At 71.9% G+C, this 18246-nt stretch carries 15 protein-coding genes and 1 pseudogene; 2 read left to right on the forward strand and 14 right to left on the reverse strand.

Annotation, left to right across the window (positions count from 1 at the left end):
- Nucleotides 1-78 precede the first annotated feature (78 nt).
- The 9 genes and pseudogenes from ACZ6JY_RS05570 to pdhA form a co-directional block, all read right to left on the reverse strand.
- On the reverse strand, nt 79-621 hold the full coding sequence (locus tag ACZ6JY_RS05570) for a bacterial proteasome activator family protein (protein ID WP_469192528.1): 543 nt from the start codon (nt 619-621) through the stop codon (nt 79-81).
- Nucleotides 622-708: 87 nt separating this feature from the next.
- Nucleotides 709-1179 carry a hypothetical protein gene (locus ACZ6JY_RS05575; protein ID WP_469192529.1) on the reverse strand — a complete coding sequence of 157 codons (471 nt, stop codon included), beginning with the start codon at nt 1177-1179 and terminating at the stop codon, nt 709-711.
- 145 nt (nt 1180-1324) lie between these two features.
- Nucleotides 1325-2302: an NAD(P)H-quinone oxidoreductase gene (locus tag ACZ6JY_RS05580; protein WP_469192530.1), complete on the reverse strand. Its 978-nt coding sequence runs from the start codon at nt 2300-2302 to the stop codon at nt 1325-1327.
- 195 nt (nt 2303-2497) lie between these two features.
- Nucleotides 2498-3595 carry a potassium channel family protein gene (locus ACZ6JY_RS05585; protein WP_469192532.1) on the reverse strand — a complete coding sequence of 366 codons (1098 nt, stop codon included), beginning with the start codon at nt 3593-3595 and terminating at the stop codon, nt 2498-2500.
- Complete coding sequence (locus tag ACZ6JY_RS05590) at nt 3592-5070, reverse strand: molybdopterin molybdotransferase MoeA (RefSeq protein ID WP_469192534.1); 1479 nt, start codon at nt 5068-5070, stop codon at nt 3592-3594. The genes ACZ6JY_RS05585 and ACZ6JY_RS05590 overlap by 4 nt, the downstream gene beginning before the upstream one ends.
- A 470-nt stretch (nt 5071-5540) precedes the next feature.
- Nucleotides 5541-6431 (reverse strand): annotated as a pseudogene (locus tag ACZ6JY_RS05595) (NTP transferase domain-containing protein); the annotation flags it as partial.
- 82 nt (nt 6432-6513) lie between these two features.
- On the reverse strand, nt 6514-8097 hold the full coding sequence (locus ACZ6JY_RS05600) for a dihydrolipoamide acetyltransferase family protein (protein WP_469192536.1): 1584 nt from the start codon (nt 8095-8097) through the stop codon (nt 6514-6516).
- On the reverse strand, nt 8097-9113 hold the full coding sequence (locus ACZ6JY_RS05605; RefSeq protein WP_469192538.1) for an alpha-ketoacid dehydrogenase subunit beta: 1017 nt from the start codon (nt 9111-9113) through the stop codon (nt 8097-8099). Before ACZ6JY_RS05605 ends, ACZ6JY_RS05600 begins: the two co-directional genes overlap by 1 nt.
- The gene (gene pdhA, locus ACZ6JY_RS05610) at nt 9110-10255 is read right to left on the reverse strand and encodes a pyruvate dehydrogenase (acetyl-transferring) E1 component subunit alpha (RefSeq protein WP_469192540.1); all 1146 of its coding nucleotides are present in this window, start codon (nt 10253-10255) and stop codon (nt 9110-9112) included. The genes ACZ6JY_RS05605 and pdhA overlap by 4 nt, the downstream gene beginning before the upstream one ends.
- Before the next feature lie 190 nt (nt 10256-10445).
- Between pdhA and ACZ6JY_RS05615 the strand changes: the two genes are divergently transcribed.
- Entirely contained in the window at nt 10446-10955 is a 510-nt protein-coding gene (locus ACZ6JY_RS05615) for an Lrp/AsnC family transcriptional regulator (protein WP_469192542.1), read from the forward strand.
- Between the two features lie 79 nt (nt 10956-11034).
- Here ACZ6JY_RS05615 and ACZ6JY_RS05620 read toward each other — a convergent pair whose 3' ends face one another.
- The gene (locus ACZ6JY_RS05620; RefSeq protein WP_469192544.1) at nt 11035-11628 is read right to left on the reverse strand and encodes a TetR/AcrR family transcriptional regulator; all 594 of its coding nucleotides are present in this window, start codon (nt 11626-11628) and stop codon (nt 11035-11037) included.
- The gene (locus tag ACZ6JY_RS05625) at nt 11625-13136 is read right to left on the reverse strand and encodes a 3-hydroxyacyl-CoA dehydrogenase (protein ID WP_469192545.1); all 1512 of its coding nucleotides are present in this window, start codon (nt 13134-13136) and stop codon (nt 11625-11627) included. The genes ACZ6JY_RS05620 and ACZ6JY_RS05625 overlap by 4 nt, the downstream gene beginning before the upstream one ends.
- A gap of 196 nt (nt 13137-13332) precedes the next feature.
- Between ACZ6JY_RS05625 and paaN the strand changes: the two genes are divergently transcribed.
- Nucleotides 13333-15024 (forward strand): phenylacetic acid degradation protein PaaN, encoded by a 1692-nt coding sequence (gene paaN / locus ACZ6JY_RS05630; protein ID WP_469192547.1) that lies wholly within the window; start codon nt 13333-13335, stop codon nt 15022-15024.
- A gap of 49 nt (nt 15025-15073) precedes the next feature.
- Here the strand turns inward: paaN and ACZ6JY_RS05635 are convergent, their stop codons facing one another.
- From ACZ6JY_RS05635 to ACZ6JY_RS05645, 3 genes are read right to left on the reverse strand one after another with little or no spacing between them, the layout of a single operon-like run.
- Entirely contained in the window at nt 15074-15853 is a 780-nt protein-coding gene (locus tag ACZ6JY_RS05635) for a TrmH family RNA methyltransferase (RefSeq protein WP_469192549.1), read from the reverse strand.
- A gap of 49 nt (nt 15854-15902) precedes the next feature.
- The gene (locus ACZ6JY_RS05640; protein ID WP_469192551.1) at nt 15903-17189 is read right to left on the reverse strand and encodes an HTTM domain-containing protein; all 1287 of its coding nucleotides are present in this window, start codon (nt 17187-17189) and stop codon (nt 15903-15905) included.
- Nucleotides 17186-18109 carry a DUF5819 family protein gene (locus ACZ6JY_RS05645; RefSeq protein WP_469192553.1) on the reverse strand — a complete coding sequence of 308 codons (924 nt, stop codon included), beginning with the start codon at nt 18107-18109 and terminating at the stop codon, nt 17186-17188. The genes ACZ6JY_RS05640 and ACZ6JY_RS05645 overlap by 4 nt, the downstream gene beginning before the upstream one ends.
- Between the last annotated feature and the right edge of the window lie 137 nt (nt 18110-18246).

Here is an 18246-nt window from a genome sequence, read left to right on the forward strand (position 1 = left end):
ACGCGTGACGCGTGCCGGGCCCTTCCACGTACGGATGTCCGGCCCAGGCGGCCAAGCGGACCAGACGGCCCACGTGTTCTACAGGTAGGGACCGCCCGTGCGGCCCGCGAGGCCGCCCTCGTCGTCGTCCTCGCCGCCGCCCACGCCGGGCGGCAGCGCGCGGCGCATCGACTCCAGCTGGGCCCGCGCGGCCATCTGCTGGGCGAACAGCGTCGTCTGGATCCCGTGGAAAAGGCCCTCCAGCCAGCCGACCAACTGTGCCTGCGCGATCCGCAGTTCCGCGTCGCTCGGCGTCGAGTCGTCGGTGAACGGCAGCGAGAGCCGCTCCAGCTCCTCGACGAGCTCAGGGGCCAGCCCGTCCTCCAGCTCCTTGACCGAACTTGCGTGGATTTCCTTGAGGCGGACCCTGCTCGCCTCGTCGAGAGGAGCCGCCCGCACCTCCTCGAGAAGCTGCTTGATCATGCTCCCGATGCGCATGACCTTGGCCGGCTGTTCGACCATCTCCGTCACCGGAACCTCGCGGGATTCGTCGTCTCCGCCGCCACCGAGAGCCATCCCGTCCTGGCCCACGACCAGGACCTGGGGGCTCTCCGACGACCGTTCGCTCCTCGGCATCTCCATGCCGCCATTCTCTCGTACCCGTCCCTCACTTACCGGTGGTGCCCCCATACGAAGGTGATCCACCCTCAGCCGCGCCTCAGCCGCGCCTCAGCCGCGCCGCAGCCGCAGCCCGAGGAAGCCGAGGCCGAGGCCGATGAGGAACAGGCCGCCGCCGAGCGGCAGGACGCGGAGACCGGGCAGTACGGGCCCGGCCGGCTCCCGTTCCGTGCCGCCGGGGACGGCGTCCCGGTGCGCCGCGGCGGCCGGCGGCATCTCGTGCGGGGGCACGTACGGGGACGGTTCGGGGGGCGGTGGCGGCGGATCGGGGAGCTGCGGGTTCACGCCGCCCGGCCGTTCACGGCCCTCGCCGGGGCGGCTGCCCGCACGGGCCGTCTCGTCGACGAATGTGAGCGGGCCGACGGGCGTGGGCGCGACGGCCCGCTCGGCCGGCCGCACAGCCGCTTGGGCTACCGGTTCGGTCGCGGTGGACGCGAGCACGGCGAGCAGCATGGCTGTCGCCACGGACGAGCCCCTGGCGTAGCGCATCGCGCCGACCCCCTCCCGCTGAATGGGTCGCATGGGCCGCATGGTCCATCGCGTTGGACCCTGCACCAGGATCAAGCGTCACATGACGGGATGAATCCGGCATCTTGGTCCGTCCATACGGGCGGGCGGGCAGGCGGCCGAGGGGCCGGCGCTAACGGCGGCGGGCGATCCGCTAGCGCTATCGCTGGAGCAGGACCTTCCCGATGTGGCTGCTCTCCTCAAGGATCCGGTGCGCGGCCGCCGCGTCACGCATCGGCACCGTACGGTCGACGATCGGCCGTACGTGCCCCGCGCTGATCAGCGGCCAGACGTGTTCCCGTACCGCCGCGATGATCGATGCCTTCTCGGCGGTGGGGCGGGCGCGGAGCGAGGTGGCGGTGACGGCGGCACGCTTGCTGAGCAGCGCGCCGATGTTCAGCTCACCCTTGGCCCCGCCCTGCATGCCGATGATGGCGAGCCGGCCGTTGACGGCGAGGGCCTGCACGTTGCGGTCCAGGTACTTGGCGCCCATGTTGTCGAGGATGACGTCCGCGCCGGCCCCGTCCGTGGCCCGCTCGATCTCCTCGACGAAGTCCTGCTCGCGGTAGTTGATGAGGATGTCGGCGCCCAGTTCCCCGCAGTACGCCAGCTTCTCCTTGCTGCCCGCCGTGACGGCGACCTTCGCGCCGACGGCCTTGGCCAGCTGGATGGCCATGGTGCCGATGCCGCTGGAACCGCCGTGCGCGAGCAGCGTCTCGCCGGGCCGCAGGTGAGAAATCATGAAGACGTTGGACCATACGGTCGACGTGACCTCGGGCAGCGCGGCCGCCGTCACGAGGTCGACGCCCTCGGGCACGGGAAGCAGCTGGCCTGCCGGCACGGCGACCTGCTCGGCGTAGCCACCGCCGGAGAGCAGCGCGCACACCTCGTCGCCCACCGCCCAGCCGGAGACGCCGGGGCCGAGCGCGGTGATCCGGCCGGAGCATTCGAGTCCGGGGTAGGGGGACGCGCCGGGCGGCGGGTTGTAGAAGCCCTGCCGCTGCAGCAGATCGGCGCGGTTCACGGCACCGGCCACCACCTCGACCAGCACCTCGCCCTCACCGGGCACGGGATCGGGCACCTCCGCCCACACCAGCGCTTCGGGCCCACCGGGTTCGGGGATCGTGATCGCATACATAGCTTCGAGGCTACTCCGGAGCCGGAAACCCGGGAGGGCGAGCCAAGGCGAGCCGAGGCGGGCCAGGGAGGCCCAGGACGGTTCAGGGGCGCGGGGTACCGCGCACAGAGCCACGACTCCGGGCGAGGGCCGGGAGGGACGGCGCCCAAAGCCCCCTCAGCAATCCCCTCCGTCCCCCCAGTCCCCTAAGTCCCCTCAGTCCCCCCGCAAAGGCTTGACGTCAGGCGCGACCACAGCCGTAGGCGTCGCCCTGACGATCGTGATCAGCCGGTCGGTCAACTGCAGCTTCCCGACGGCCGGATCGTCGTACCCCAGCACCCGATGCCCCCGCACCACACTCACGACGAGATCGTCCGTCTCCCGGACCCCCCGCCCCGCCTCGGCCTTTATGACCGGCCGCTCAACGAGATCGAGCCCCGTGCCCTGCTGAATGAGGTCCTCCATGACCATGCCCGCACTGGGACTGAGCACGGAAAGCCCGAGCAGCCGCCCAGCCGCACTCGCACTGGTGATGACGGCGTCGGCCCCGCTCTGCCGAAGGAGCGGCGCGTTCTCCTCCTCGCGCACCGCCGCCACGATCTTCGCGCCACGGTTCAACTGCCGCGCCGTGAGCGCGACAAGCACCGCCGTGTCGTCCCGCTGCGTCGCGATGATGATCTGCCGGGCGCGCTGCACCTCGGCCCGGAGCAGCACATCACTGCGCGTCGCGTCGCCGAGGACCCCGGCGAACCCCTCCGCCGTAGCCGCGTCGATCACCTTCGCGCTCGGGTCGACCACCACGATCTGCTCCGGCTTCAGGCCGGTCGCGCAGACGGTCTGGATCGCCGACCGGCCCTTCGTGCCGAAGCCGACGACAACAGTGTGTTCACGCAAGTTGGACCTCCAGCGGGACAGACGCCATTCCTCGCGCGTCCGTTCCGTCAGCACTTCGAGAGTGGTGCCGACCAGAATGATCAGGAAGAGCACGCGCAGCGGCGTGATCAGCAGAATGTTGGTGAGCCGCGCGCTGTCGCTGTACGGGACGATGTCGCCGTATCCCGTGGTGGAGAGCGTGACCGTCGCGTAGTAGGCGGCGTCGAGGAAGTCGACGCTCCCGTCGGAGTTGTCGTGGTACCCGCTGCGGTCCACCCACACTATGAACGTCGTCAGGGCGAGCACCAGCAAGGCCATCGCCAGACGCCGCGTGACCTGCCGCAACGGCCGCTCGACCACACGCTGCGGCAACTTGATCCGATGCGTCGTGTGGTGCTCGGCGGGGTCGCGGGCGATGGCGTCGTGTCCGGGAAGTTTCACGTGAAACACTCCGTGCCGAGCTCGCTGAGCTCGCCGAGTTCGCCGGTCACGGCCCACGGCAGGTCCAGGATCTCCAGTTCCTGCCCCTGCCGCGCCCCACCGGACGGGACCACCGCGAGCCCGTCGGCCGCCGCGATGCCCCGCAGCATGGCGGGACCGTTGAAGCGCAGGGGTACGGCGACCTCGCCGCGCAGCGTGACGGGCACGAGCCGGGTGTCGTACGGGTGACCCTGCACGGCTTCACGCACCGGAGCGGTGAACATGGCGGGGCCGCCATGTCCGAACGCCCGTCCGGTCAGCGTACGCAGCAGGGGTTCGGCCAGCGTGAGCAGACCGGAGACCGCGGCGAGCGGGTTGCCCGGCAGCCCGACGAGGTGCTGGTCCGTCCTGATACGGGCGAGCAGCATGGGGTGCCCGGGGCGTACCGCGACACCGTCCACGAGCAGCTCGGCACCGATACGGCTCAGCGTGGGGTGGACGTGGTCGACGGGACCGGCCGCGGTGCCGCCCGTCGTGACGATGAGGTCGGCCGTGGACTTCGTGATCGCCTCGTACAGCGCCTTGGCGTCATCGCCGAGCCGCCGGACCTCGGTGACCTCGGCGCCGAGCGCCCGCAGCCACGGCGGCAGCATCGGGCCGAGCGCGTCCCGGATGAGCCCTTCGTGCGGCAGCCCTTCGGTCAGCAACTCGTCACCGAGTACGAGGACTTCGGCGCGGGGCCGGCGGACGGTGGCGAGCGTGTCGTATCCGGCGGCCGCCGCCAGGCCGAGCACGGCGGGCGTGACCAGGGACCCGGACGGCAGCAGATGGTCGCCGGAACGGCACTCCTGGCCGCGTGGGCGGATGTCCTGGCCCTGCACCAGGTCACGCCGTGCGAACAGCCTGTTCTTGTCGTCGATGTGGCCGTGCTCGGTGCGCAGGACCGCGGTGGCGTCCCTCGGGATACCGGCACCCGTCGCGATGCGCACCGCCTCGCCGTCACCGAGCGGCACCGACTGACCGTCCCCGGCGAGAACCCCGTCGGCGCGTACGTCCCAGGGGCCCGGACCCGCCACCGCCCAGCCGTCCATGGCGGAGGTGTCGAAGGAGGGCAGATCGGTGAGGGCGGTGAGCGGGGTGGCCAGAACCATCCCGAGCGCCTGGGTCAGGGGCACCGAAGCGGCCTCCCCCTCGGGCGCCCGAGCGGCTCGCGCAGCCCGCGCGCGGGCCACGTCCCAGGGAGTGATGTCGCGGTGCTTGTCCTCGCCGGGGGCGTTGGGCATGGCTCCGTGCGGCGCGGGGGCTGCGGACGCCGCCCCCGCCGCCGACCCGCCCGCAGCCGATCCGCCCGCAGCCGATCCGCCCGCAGCCGTGGCGTGCGGAATGCTCCCGTGCCCCTCTCCATGCCCTCCAGGCCCGCGGTCTCCCTTCCGCCCCTCGTTCACCAGGGCAAGAGCCTGATCAAGCTCGGCATCCGCCGCCGACTGCCCACTCATTCGACGTCCGAAGGGGTCTGGGGGGTCTGGGGGGCCTGCGCCTGTGGGGCGTGGGGGGCCTGAGGGTTGCGTGGGGCCTCTGGGTCTCGCGGAGCTCGGGGCGCTTCGGGGTCCCGCGGAGCGCGCGGGGGTCGGGGCGCCTCGGGGTCTCGCGGAGCTCGGCTCGCCTCAGGGCCTGGGAACGCCTGGGAGGCTCGGGGCGCCTCAGGGTCTGGGGTCGCCTGGGGTGATGGTGGCACTTGAGGGTCCCGCCGCGCCTGGGGGCCCTGTGCTGCCTGGGAGCCTTGTGCTGCCTGGGGAGCCGACGGCGCCTGAGGGTCCCGTGGCGCCTGAGGGTCCCGTGGCGCCTGAGGCGCCGACGACGCCTGGGGTGCCGACGGCCCCTGGGGGCCCCGCGGTGCCTGCGGGTCCCGCGGCGCCTGCGGGTCCCGCGGCGCCTGCGCCTGAAGGTTTCGGGGGGCCTGCGGAGCGGCGGAGCCCGGCTTCGGGTCCTGCTGGTCCTCGTCCGCCCAGCGGGCCGCCAGCGCCGCGGCCTTGCGCGCCGCCTCGGCCACGGCTTCGGGACCGGCCGCGGGGCCGCCCCGCATGGCCGCCTGCGCCGCCGCGTAGCCGACGAGGAAGGTGGTCAGCGGTGCCGCGGGCCTGGCAACGCCGTGCGCGGCGTCGCGAGCGAGGTCGAGGAGGGTGCCGGTATCGACGTCGAGATCGATGCCCAGTTCGTCCTTGACTGCGGAAATCCATTCATCCAACACGTGCCCATGCTCCCTGATCCGCGCCCGCGCGGCGGCGATGTCGTCCCAGGTGTCGCAGTCGAAGCCCGCGACGGGGTCCGCCACCCGGGCCAGATCGAGCCGCGCGGTGAGCAACCGAAGCGGCAACCCGGAGACCCCACTCCCCTCGCCCGACCCCGCGAGCACCGCGATCTCCCGCCGCAGCGCCCCGCTCCGGTAGGCCGCGACCAGCGGCTGCTCGCGCCCCCCGGCGTCGACGAGTACGGCCCCGTCCACAGCGCCCTCGCGCGCGACGGTCAGCAACTGTCGTACCGTCCGCTCCCCGACGAACGGCAGGTCGGCGGAGAGCACCACCACGTACTCGGCCGCCGTACACCGCAGCCCCGCGTCCAGCGCGGCCAGCGGCCCGCCCCCCGGCGGCTCCTCGCGCGCCCACATCACGGGCCGCGCGGTCGGTCTCGGCTCGGCCACCACGACCGTGGTCCCCGCGCCGGAACAGGCGGCGAGGACCCGGTCGAGCAGCGCACGCCCGCCCACGCGCACGCCGGGCTTGTCGGCGCCGCCGAGCCGCGCGGCACCGCCCCCGGCGAGCACGACGACGTCGTACGCGGCACCTTCGTTCGCGGTCACCCCCCGAGTATGGGCGTACGGGGGATCATTGCCACCCCGCGGAGGGCGCTTCCGACGAGGGAGTTACATCAGCCGACCCCCGTCACACCGACCGCAGGAGCACCGCCGGCTGTTCGACGCAGTCCGCCACGTAGCGCAGGAACCCGCCCGCCGTACCGCCGTCACACACCCGGTGGTCGAAGGTGAGCGACAGCTGAACCACGTGCCGCACCGCCAACTCGCCCTGGTGCACCCACGGCTTGGGCACGATCCGGCCCACGCCCAGCATCGCGGCCTCGGGGTGGTTGATGATCGGCGTGGATCCGTCGACCCCGAACACCCCGTAGTTGTTCAGCGTGAACGTGCCCCCAGTGAGCTCGCCGGGCGTGAGCGTCCCGGCACGCGCCTCCTCCGTGAGCCGGATCAGCTCGGCGTTGATCGAGGCGGTCGTCCGCGACTGCGTGTGCCGCACCACGGGGACGACGAGCCCCCGCTCGGTCTGCGCGGCGAACCCCAGGTGGATGTCGGCGAAGCACCGCACCGCCCGCTCCTCCATGTCCACGCTGGAGTTCAGCATCGGGTAGCGCGCGAGGGCGGCCACGGTGATGCGGGCGAAGAGCGCGAGCAGCGACACCTTCTGGCCCCCGTGCCCCGGCACCGCCGCGTTCATGGCGGTGCGCGCCGCGAGCAGTTCGGTGGCGTCGGCGTCGACCCAGCAGGTGGCCTCCGGTATCTCGCGCCTGCTGCGGGACATCTTGTCCGCGACGAGGCCCCGGATACCGGTCAACGCATGCCGGGACTCGCTGCCCGCGCGCGTGGGCTCCTCTCCTGCCGCCACCTGGCGGCGCGCCTCGGCCTGCCCCAGGCGGATCAGCTCGTCGTCCTCGCGAGCCGCCGCGCCGAGCGCCGCGGCCCTGCGTGTCTCGGCCCTGTGCGTCTCGGCCCTGTGCGTCTCGGCCCTGCCCGTTTCGGCCGCCGCCTCGCTCGTCCGGCTCGATGCCGTACCGGCCTGGCGCGCGACCGAACCGCTGCCGACGCGCTCGCTCCCCGCCACGGGCGTCTGCCCCGCCGCGATGGCGGACTCCACGTCGGCCCGCGTGATCAGCCCGTCCGGTCCCGAGCCCAGGAGCTCGCGCAGCTCCACGCCGTGCTCACGGGCCAGCTTGCGTACCAGCGGAGAGATCACCGGAACCGGGCCGTCCGCGCGCGCGGGAACGGCGGGCCCACCGGCTTGCCCGGTCACCCGCGCCGTGCCGGAGGCGGTGGATGCCACAGCAGGCCGCTGCTGTCGCTGAACCGCGGCCCGCGCGGGCCGCAGCCTCCTGCGGCGGGCCGGAGCGGCTGCCGTGCCGTATCCGACCAGGACGTTGCCGGAGGAGTCCGCTGCCGCCGTCCGCAGCGCACGCTCGGCCGGCTCCTCCGGGGCAGGCACCTCGGCGGGAGCGCCCACCGCGACGGTCAGCAGAGGCGCCCCGACGGGCAGCTCGCTGCCCTCCTCGCCGAACCGGGCCGTCACCACGCCGCCGTAGGGGCAGGGCACCTCCACCATCGCCTTGGCCGTCTCGACCTCGACGACCGGCTGGTCCACCGCGACGACGTCCCCGACCTGGACGAGCCAGCGGACGATCTCGGCCTCGGTCAGTCCCTCACCGAGGTCGGGCAGCTTGAACTCAAGGACCTGCGCCATCAGCTCTCCGCCTCCCACTGCAATCGCGCCACCGTGTCGAGGATCCGGTCGACGCCCGGGAGGTGGTGCTTCTCGAGCATCGGCGGGGGATACGGGATGTCGAAGCCCGCGACCCGCAGCACCGGCGCCTCCAGGTGGTGGAAGCACCGCTCGGTGACCCGCGCGGCGATCTCTCCCCCGGGACCGCCGAAGCCGTTCGACTCGTGGACGACGACCGCCCGGCCCGTGCGCCGGACGGACGCGGCGACCGTCTCGTCGTCGAAAGGCACCAGGGAGCGCAGATCGACCACTTCGAGGTCCCAGCCCTCGGCACGCGCCGCCTCGGCGGCCTCCAGGCAGACGGGCACGGAGGGTCCGTACGTGATCAGCGTGGCGCTGCGGCCGGAGCGCCGCACCACCGCGCGTCCTATCGGTTCAACGGTCCCGGGGCTCTCCGGGTTCCAGTCGGCCTTCGACCAGTACAGCCTCTTCGGCTCCAGGAACACGACGGGGTCGTCGGAGGCGATGGACGCCCGCAGCAGGCCGTAGGCGTCGGCGACCGTGGCCGGCGTGACGACGTGCAGGCCCGGGGTCGCCATGTAGTACGCCTCGGAGGAGTCGCTGTGGTGCTCGACGCCGCCGATCCCACCGCCGTAGGGCACCCGGACGGTGATGGGCAGCGGCATCGCGCCACGGGTGCGGTTGCGCATCTTCGACACGTGCGAGAGCAGCTGCTCGAAGGCCGGGTAGGCGAACGCGTCGAACTGCATCTCGACGACGGGCCGCAGGCCGTACATCGCCATGCCCACGGCCGCCCCGAGGATGCCCGCCTCGGCGAGCGGTGTGTCCGTACAGCGGTCCTCGCCGAACTCCGCGGTGAGTCCGTCGGTGACCCGGAAGACACCGCCGAGCGCGCCGACGTCCTCCCCCAGGACATGGACGGAAGGGTCCTCGGCCATGGAGTCGCGCAGGGCGCGTCCGAGCGCCTGGGCCATGGTGGCCGGTTTGGTGGCCGGCTTCGCCGCGACCGTGGTCATCGGGCTTCCTCCCCGGCCTCTTCGGAGGCCGCTTCCAGCTCGGCCCGCAACTGTGCCGCCTGCTCGCGCAGTTGCGAGGTCTGCTCGGCGTACACGTGCGAGAAGAGGTCCATGGGGTCGAGCACGGGGTCCTGGTTCATGCCTGCGCGCAGGTCGGCCGCCATGGCCTCGGCGTCCTCGCCCACCTGCCGCTTCGTGTCGTCGTCCAGGAGCCCCCGCTCCGTCATCTCCCGCTCCAGGAGCGTGATCGGATCGTGGTCGCGCCAGGCGTCGACCTCCGCGTCGTGGCGGTACCGCGTGGCGTCGTCGGCGTTCGTGTGCGCCTCCATGCGGTAGGTGACCGCCTCGACGAGGGTCGGGCCGCCGCCCCGCCGCGCGCGGGACACCGCTTCGCTCAGGACCTCGTGCATCGCCGCCGCGTCGTTGCCGTCGACCAGGCGTCCCGGCATGCCGTACCCGACGGCCTTGTGGGCCAGGGAGGGTGCCGCGGTCTGCTTGGCGAGCGGCACGGAGATCGCGAAGCCGTTGTTCTGCACGAGGAAGACCACGGGCGCCTGCCACACGGCGGCGAAGTTCAGCGCCTCGTGGAAGTCGCCCTCGCTGGTGCCGCCGTCGCCGACCATGGCCAGCGCCACCACGTCGTCGCCCTTGAGACGCGCGGCGTGCGCGAGGCCCACGGCATGCGGGAGCTGGGTGGCGAGAGGCGTGCTCAGCGGCGCTATGCGGTGCTCACGCGGGTCGTAACCGGTGTGCCAGTCGCCGCGGAGAAGCGTCAGGGCGCGTACGGGGTCCAGGCCGCGGGCGACCACGGCGAGCGTGTCGCGGTAGCTGGGAAAGAGCCAGTCCCGCTCCTCCAGGGCCAGGGCGGCCGCCACCTCGCAGGCCTCCTGACCGGTGCTGGAGGGGTAGACCGCCAGCCTGCCCTGCTTCGTCAGAGCCGTGGCCTGCGTGTTGTAGCGGCGGCCGCGCACCAGCTCCGCGTACAGGCGGCGCAGCAGCTCGGGATCGGCCTTCGCGGCGGCCTCGGTGCCCAGGACGCGGTACGGCTCCGGGTCCGGCAGCAGCGGCACGGGGTCGGTCCTCGGTCGCCAAGCTGGGGGCGGGGTCGGCCGGTAGGCGCCCCGCTGCTCCATGACCGTCATGACGGCACCTCCTGGGGGGAAGCGGTCTCCTCGTGGGAGCGGCAATGAGGCGCAGAGCTGTGATGCGCCTCACCTACCGATTGTTCGGTCGTCAGCACATTTTGGCTACAGGCACCTCCAGGCTGTGGACAAACGGTTCTCCACAGCCTGGGATGGATGCAGTACGTCCATGGTAGGGAGGCGGGGGGACATGGCATCTGAACGAATGGCCGACCGGCCCGAGAGCGATCGCCCGGAACCGCAGCCGCCGGAACCCCGGCCTCTGGACGCCATCGACCGGGACATCCTCCAGATCCTGCATACGGACGGTCGCGCGTCGATACGGTCCGTGTCCGAGCGTGTCCACGTCTCCCGCGCCAACGCCTACGCACGCATCAACCGCCTCATCGACGACGGCGTCATCCGGGGCTTCGGGGCGCGCATCAACCACGAGCGCGCCGGGCAGGGCGCGTCCGCGTACATCACGCTCAAGATCGTCCAGAACACCTGGCGCACGGTGCGCGAGCAGTTGCGCGCACTTCCCGGTGCGTCCCACATCGCACTGGTCAGCGGTGACTTCGACGTACTGCTCCTGGTGCACACGCCGGACAACCGCGCCCTGCGGGAGCTGGTGCTCACCCGGCTCCAGTCCATCCCCGAAGTCCTCAGCACGCGTACGTTGCTGGTCTTCGAGGAGGACGACCTGGAGGCGGAGAACTAGACCCGTCGGCGGGCCACGGGCGGCCGGGCGTCCTCCGGCAGGGGGTGTACCAACGGGCGGTGTGTCAGCGGATGGTGTGTCAGCGGATGGTGCGCAGGCCCGCGAAGGCCAGTTGCACCACGGCGTCGGCGATCTGTTCGCCGTTCGCCGCGCCCCGGCTCTCCGGCCGGTACCACTCCACGATGGAGTTGATCATTCCGAAGAGCAGCCTGGTGGCGAGGCGCAGCTCGACGTCGGAGCGCAGATCTCCGTCCGCGACGGCTTCCTTCAGGAGCTCGGCCACCTGCTGGTCGAAGTCCCGCCGCCGCTCGAGGGCCCACCGCTCGGTGTCCGTGTTGCCGCGCACCCGCAGCAGCAGCGTCACGTACGGCAGTTCGGCGACGAGGACCTCCACGGTGCGGCGCGTGACGTACTCCAGACGCTCGACCGCACTGCCCACGCGCGCGTGCTCCTCGGCGAGGATGCCGAAGAGGCCGTCGATCGCCCGGCTCACCGCACGGCGCAGCAGCTCTTCCTTGCCCGTCACGTGGTGGTAGATGGAGGACTTGGAGATGCCGGCCGCCTTGGAGAGGTGCTCCATGGACGTACCGTCGTAACCGCGCTCGTTGAAGACCCGGACGGCCACGTTCAGCAGTGTCTCCGGGGTGTAGGTGTCCCGCCGGGCGGTGGTCATGAGTGTTCCTCTCGCACGGCCTGGCGCCGCAGGGCCTGGGACGGGGCGTAGCGCCCTGTGGGGTACTCCTCGTGCAACAGCTCCAGCGACCCGGCCACCCGGTACGTGGTGAGCCTGCGGCCCCATTCGACCGGGCCGAGCGGGTAGTTCACACCGAGGCGCATGGCGGTGTCGACGTCCTCGGCGTCCGCCACCCCGCGCCCGACGGCGTCCATGGCGAAGTCCACGAGCATCCATACGGTGCGGGCCACGATCATCCCCGGGGCGTACCCGATGACGCTGACCTTCTTGCCGAGCGCCTGGAAGAGGCCGATCGCCTCCTTCAGGCCCTGTTCACCCACCCTGCTCGACGGGGAGAGCGCGATGCGGGCCGCTTCCCGGTAGTCGAGCGCGAGGTCGAAGTGGATGGTCGGTTCCGCCTCGGTGTCCGCGCCGGAACCGTCCGCCAGGGCGAGCCGCGCACCGCTGGGCAGCTCGATGTGGCCGGGGTGGCTCGGCGCGTCCTCCCCGTGCCGGACCTGGATGCCCGCCTTCTCGATCAGGTCGGCCAGGGCGTCCGCGGGAAAGAGGTCGCCGTGCACGGTGATGGAGCGGGGGGCTTCGGCGGGCTCCGCGGTGTGCGGCTGCGCGTGCGGGGCGTCGTCCCCGTACGCGTACCAGCCCCGGCCCGACTTGCGTCCCAGGCGCCGCGACTCGACCAGGCGCCGCTGGGCGAGGGAGGGGGTGAACTTGGGGTCCTGGAAGAACGACTCCCACACGGAGCGCGTGACGGCTTCGTTGACGTCCTGCCCGATGAGGTCGGTGAGCTCGAAGGGGCCCATCTTGAAGCCGCCGCACTCACGCAGGACCGCGTCGATCGTGGCGGGATCCGCGACCCGCTCCTCGTACAGGCGCAGCGCTTCGGCGTAGAAGGGCCTGGCGACGCGGTTCACGATGAAGCCGGGGGTGTCCGTGCAGCGCACCGGAGTCTTGCCCCACGCCTTCGCCGTCGCGTACGCGCGCGTGGCCGCCTTCTGATCGGTCGCGAAGCCGGTGACGACCTCGACGAGGGGAAGCAGCGGCGCGGGGTTGAAGAAATGCAGTCCCACGAAGCGGCCGGGCTCCCGCAGGGCGCCGGCGATGGCGGTCACGGAGAGGGATGAGGTGTTGGTGGCCAGCAGGCAGTCCTCGGCGACGACGTCTTCGAGCTCCCGGAACAGTTGTTGCTTGACGTCCAGCTGTTCCAGTACCGCCTCGATGACCAGTCCGCAGTCGGCGAGCTCCGCGAGGTCACCGGCAGGGGTGAGCCGGGCGCCCGCGGCGGCGCGGTCCCCGGCCGTGAGCCTGCCCTTCTCGACGAGGCGGTCGAGGCGGGCACCGATCGCGTCGGCCGCCGCTTCGGCGCGGCCCGGCACGGCGTCGTACAGCCGCACGGGGTGGCCCGCCACCAGGGCGACCTGTGCGATGCCCTGCCCCATGGTTCCGGTGCCGACGACGGCAACGGCGCTGCTGAGCTCGAGTGCTGTCATGCTCGCGATCCTCCCGCACGGTCCGCCGGCCGGCGTTCCTGGGGTGGCGTGGAGAAGTTGTCCACAGGTTTGACGGACCCTCTTGTCCCGACCGATCGTTCGGTTACTCTAGCCCTGACAGACAGTCCCTGCCCACTGTTCCTGCCCCAGCTCGCCAGCTCGATGGAGAGCTGACCGACGAGGAGTTGGTCCTGCCATGGCCGTCGAACTCACCGCGCAACAGCTGATCGCGAAGCACCGGCCCACGCTCGATCAGGCGCTGGAGACCATCCGCACGCGCGCGTACTGGTCCCCCCACCCCGAGCACCCCAAGGCCTACGGCGAGGACGGCAGCCTGAGCCTGCCCGAGGGCAAGGCCGCCTTCGACGCCCTCCAGGGCGCTCGCTTCGAGCTCGACCAGCCCGGCACCGACGACTGGGTGGGCGGCGAAGTCTCGCCGTACGGACCGGAGCTGGGCATCACGTACCCCCACCCGGACATCGACACCCTGCTGCCGGCGATGCGCGCCGGAATGCGCGCCTGGCGGGACGCGGGCCCGCAGACGCGCGCGGTGGTCTGCCTGGAGATCCTGGCGCGGATCAGCGCCCGCACCCACGAGTTCGCGCACGCGGTCATGCACACCAGCGGCCAGGCCTTCATGATGGCCTTCCAGGCGGGCGGCCCGCACGCCCAGGACCGCGGCCTCGAAGCGGTTGCGTACGCGTATGCGGAGCAGGCACGCACCCCCGGCACCGCCGAGTGGAACAAGCCGCAGGGCAAGCGCGACCCCCTCGCGATGACCAAGCGGTTCACGCCCGTGGCGCGCGGCATCTCGCTCCTGATCGGCTGCAACACCTTCCCGACGTGGAATGGCTACCCCGGCCTCTTCGCCTCGCTCGCGACCGGCAACCCCGTCCTGGTCAAGCCGCACCCGCGCGCGGTGCTGCCGCTCGCCCTCACGGTGCGGATCGCCCGCGAGGTCCTCGCCGAGGCCGGTTTCGACGCGAACCTCGTGTGCCTGGCCGCGGAGCGGCGGGACGAGGGCATCGCCAAGACGCTCGCCACCCGCCCCGAAATCAAGATCATCGACTACACCGGGTCGTCGGCCTTCGGCGACTGGCTGGAGACCAACGCCCGCCAGGCGCAGGTCTACACCGAGAAGGCCGGGGTCAACACGGTCGTCGTCGAGTCGACCGACGACTACAAGGGGATGCTGGCGAACCTCGCCTTCTCCCTGTCGCTGTACAGCGGGCAGATGTGCACCACCCCGCAGAACCTGCTGATCCCGCGCGACGGCATCCAGACGGACGCCGGGGCCAAGTCCTACGACGCGGTGGTGTCCGACCTGGCCGCCTCGGTCAGCGGCCTGCTCGGCGACGACGCCCGGGCGAACGGCATCCTCGGCGCCCTGGTCAACCCGGACGTGAAGGCCCGCCTCGAAGCGGCCTCCGGGCTCGGCGAGGTGGCCCTCTCCTCCAAGGAGATCACCAACCCCGACTTCCCGGACGCCGTGGTCCGCACCCCGGTGATCGTCAAGCTGGACGGCGCGAAGCCCGACGCCGAGGCGGCCTACCTCAGCGAGTGCTTCGGCCCGGTCTCCTTCGCGGTCGCCGTCGACTCGGCGGCGGACGCGGTGCGGCTGCTCGGCCGGACGGTGCGCACCAAGGGAGCGATGACCGTGGGCGCGTACACCACGTCGGAAGAGGTCGCATCGGCCGTGGAGGAGACCTGCCTGGAGGAGTGCGCCCAGCTGTCGCTGAACCTCACGGGCGGCGTCTATGTGAACCAGACGGCGGCGTTCTCGGACTTCCACGGCTCGGGCGGCAACCCGGCGGCGAACGCCGCGCTGTGCGACAGCGCGTTCGTGGCCAACCGCTTCCGCGTGGTGGAGATCCGCAAGGACGCGTGACGCCGCCGCCGTCCGGGCCCGCGATCGGCAGGCCCGGCCGGCGGCGGGTTCAGGCCTCCGATCCGGGAGGCCTGCCCGCCGACCAGTGGAACAGCGTCATGCCCACGCTCGTCGCCAGGTTGTAGCTGGAGACCTGCGGACGCATCGGCAGCGACACCAGATGGTCCGCGCGCTCGCGCAGCGCCGCCGAAAGGCCGCTGCGTTCGGACCCGAAGGCGAGCACGGCGTCGTCGGGGAGCTTCAGTCCCCGGATGTCCTCGCCCTCGGCGTCCAGCGCGAACACCGGCCCCGGCGGCAGCGCGGTGACCTCCATCCGCTCCACGGCCGTCGCGAAGTGCAGACCCGCGCCACCGCGTACGACGGTCGGGTGCCAGGGGTCGAGCGTTCCGGTGGTGACGACACCGGTCGCCCCGAATCCGGCGGCGAGCCGGATCACGGCGCCCGCGTTGCCGAGGTTGCGGGGATCGTCGAGCACGATGACCGGCGCGGCCCTCGGCAGGCGCCCCAGCGCCTCCAGGTTGTCGGCACGTGGCGGGCGCTCGGCGAGGGCGGCGACCGCCGTGGGGTGCAGACGCGGCACCAGCGCGCGCAGCCGCTCGTCCTCGACCGGCACCACAAGGGTCTCCAGCGCCCGCCGCACATCCGGCGCCAGCTCGTCCGCGAGGGCCAGCACACCGGCCCTGTCGCTGGTCAGCGCGGCCGGAATCCGCGCGCCGAAGCGCAGTGCGTGCTTGATCGCGTGGAAGCCGTCGAGCAGCACACAGGTGTCCGCGAGCCCGCGCCAGGTACGCACGGCGTCGCCCGGGTCCGCCCCGGAAGTGCTGTTCATGGAGTGAAGCCTACGCGCGCGTGCTCAAGTGAAGCCTACGCGCGCGTGTTCAGCGGATTCCGTGCCCTGCGACCGATTCCGTGCCCTGCGACCGGTCGCCGGCCCGCTGCTCGGGCACGGCGTCACGGCGCGGAAGACGGGACGAGACACGGTCCTTCACCCCGTCACGCGCGCGTGCCGCCCAGCCGCCCAGGCGCCGCAGGAACGACGTCGGCAGGAACACCGCGTCGGCGGTGATCATCGCGAGCGAGAAGAACGGCAGCCCCAGGACGACCGCGATGACGGCGTGCTCGAACATCATCGCCGCGAGCAGGACGTTCTTGACCCGGCGGTTGAAGAGGGTGAAGGGGAAGGCCACCTGCACGATGACCGTCCCGTATGTCACGGCCAGCAGGATCAAGCCGTGGGAGGCGAGCAGCCCGGACAGGGCGGGCCACGGGGAGAAGTAGTCGAGGTTCAGCGGGTAGTAGACGGCCGTGCCGTCCTGCCAGCGGCTGCCCTGGACCTTGTACCAGCCGGCCGTCGCGTAGATGAGGCAGGCCTCGACCATGATGATGAGCAGCCCCGCGTTGTGGACGAGGTTGGCGACGACGTCGAGGAGCTTGCGGAGCTCACCGTGCGGGGCGCGCCGCCCCACGGCCCACCACAGGCCGTGCACCGCGAGGATCCCCCAGAAGATGACCAGCCAGCGGCCGCTCAGCTCGCCCATGAAGGTCACGACCGCCAGCGTGAGGCCCAGCACCGACCACAGAACGGGCCCCACCCGGTCGACCGGCACTCCGGCAGCTCGCCCAACCGCCGCCGCGTCCGTGTCCCCCTCAGCCCCCTCGTCCCGTATACGTACATGGACGCGTACACGCGCGCGTGCGGCACGCCGCGCGTCCAGGGACCAGACCTGACCGCACCGGGTGAGCACCAGGTAGGTGGCCATGAGGTGGATGACGTTGTCACCGCCGTCACCGATGAAGATGCTGCGGTTCTGCAGCGACAGCACACCGACCATGAAGAGAACGGACATGGCGCGCGTGTGCCAGCCGAGCATCAGCAGCGCACTGCTCAGCACCGCGACCGCGTAGACGATCTCGAACCAGACGCGCCCGTCCGACCACATCAGCGCGGTGAAGGCACCGTTGCCCGCGATGAGCTGCTGCGCCATGTCCCATTTCCAGGGGCTGTCCGGCCCGTACAACTCATGGCGGTGGGGGAGTTCGCGCAGCAGGAAGAAGAGCCAGGTGGCGGCGAAGCCGATGCGCACGATCGCCGTCTGGTACGGACCCAGGGCGAACCCGGTGACATTGCCGATTCCGCGCGCGAGGGGGCGTTCGATACGGGTCACCGGCCGACTCCCTTCGCAGCCGCGCGCCCACCGTCAGCGGCGTCCCTGTCGCCTGCCCCATCGGTGAGCGGCAGGTCGTCCGGGGTCACCGTCCACCACGGAAGCTGGCGGTAGACCGGCTTCGTGGACACCTTCTCCTCGCTCCACTTCGGGGGCCGCACGTTCGTCGTCCTGGAGCGCACCTGCACGCGCACGATCTTGTCGCCCTCGCCGCCCGGGCGTTCGCGGTCGAGCCGCATGTACGCGATACGGCGGACGTAGTCCTCCGAGAGCTGCCCGCGCAGGCCAAGGGGGCGATTCTGCGTGTCGTGCGAGCCGACGTAGAAGTCCCAGGCGCGGCGCAGCTCGTTCTGCTGCGTGTGGCTGGGCAGCAGATTGCCGTCGATGGCGGCGCCGTCCTGCGCCGAGAGGTCGTACCAGTCGGTGGTCGCCACCGTCCCCTCCGCCGTGTCGAGCTCCGCCCTGACCTGCACGGCGACGTTCTGCTGGAGGGGGTTGGGAGCGAACAGCTTCCAGTTCTGCTCGAACTCGGGATAGATCCACTCGTCGATCACATCGCCGTGCTGCTTGGTCGCGGTGTTCGAGGGGGCTACGTGGAGGAAGAGCATCGCCACGTGGACGCACGCGGCCACGGCGATCAACGCGAGGGCACAGGCGGCGGCGATCTGATGGCCGAGCTTGAGGCCGGCGATGCCTATGCGGGGCGGGGGGACCGGGTCAGGGGCTGGGTCTGGGCCAAGGGCTTGGGCTGGGCCTGCGGGCGGGTACGGGTGCGGGGGTTCAGGTTCCGGTTTTGAGCGCCCCACCGCCACCCATTCGGCGGACGCGCTCGACGTGGAAGCCGGTCGTGGCTCATTCGCCGAACCGGGCCCGTCAGGTCCGGCGGACCCACCGCCGGAGTCCTTGTCGTACCCGCTCATTCCGCCCCGTTCCCCGAATCCGCTCCACACCCTGCCGCCGGAACGGTACTCAGGCCTGCCCGCCGCGCACAGCGTCCGTGAAGTTATCCACAGGGTTGACACCTTATGGCGCCGCGCCGCACCATTGAATCCAACGA

This window comes from Streptomyces sp. NPDC046335, assembly GCF_055587985.1.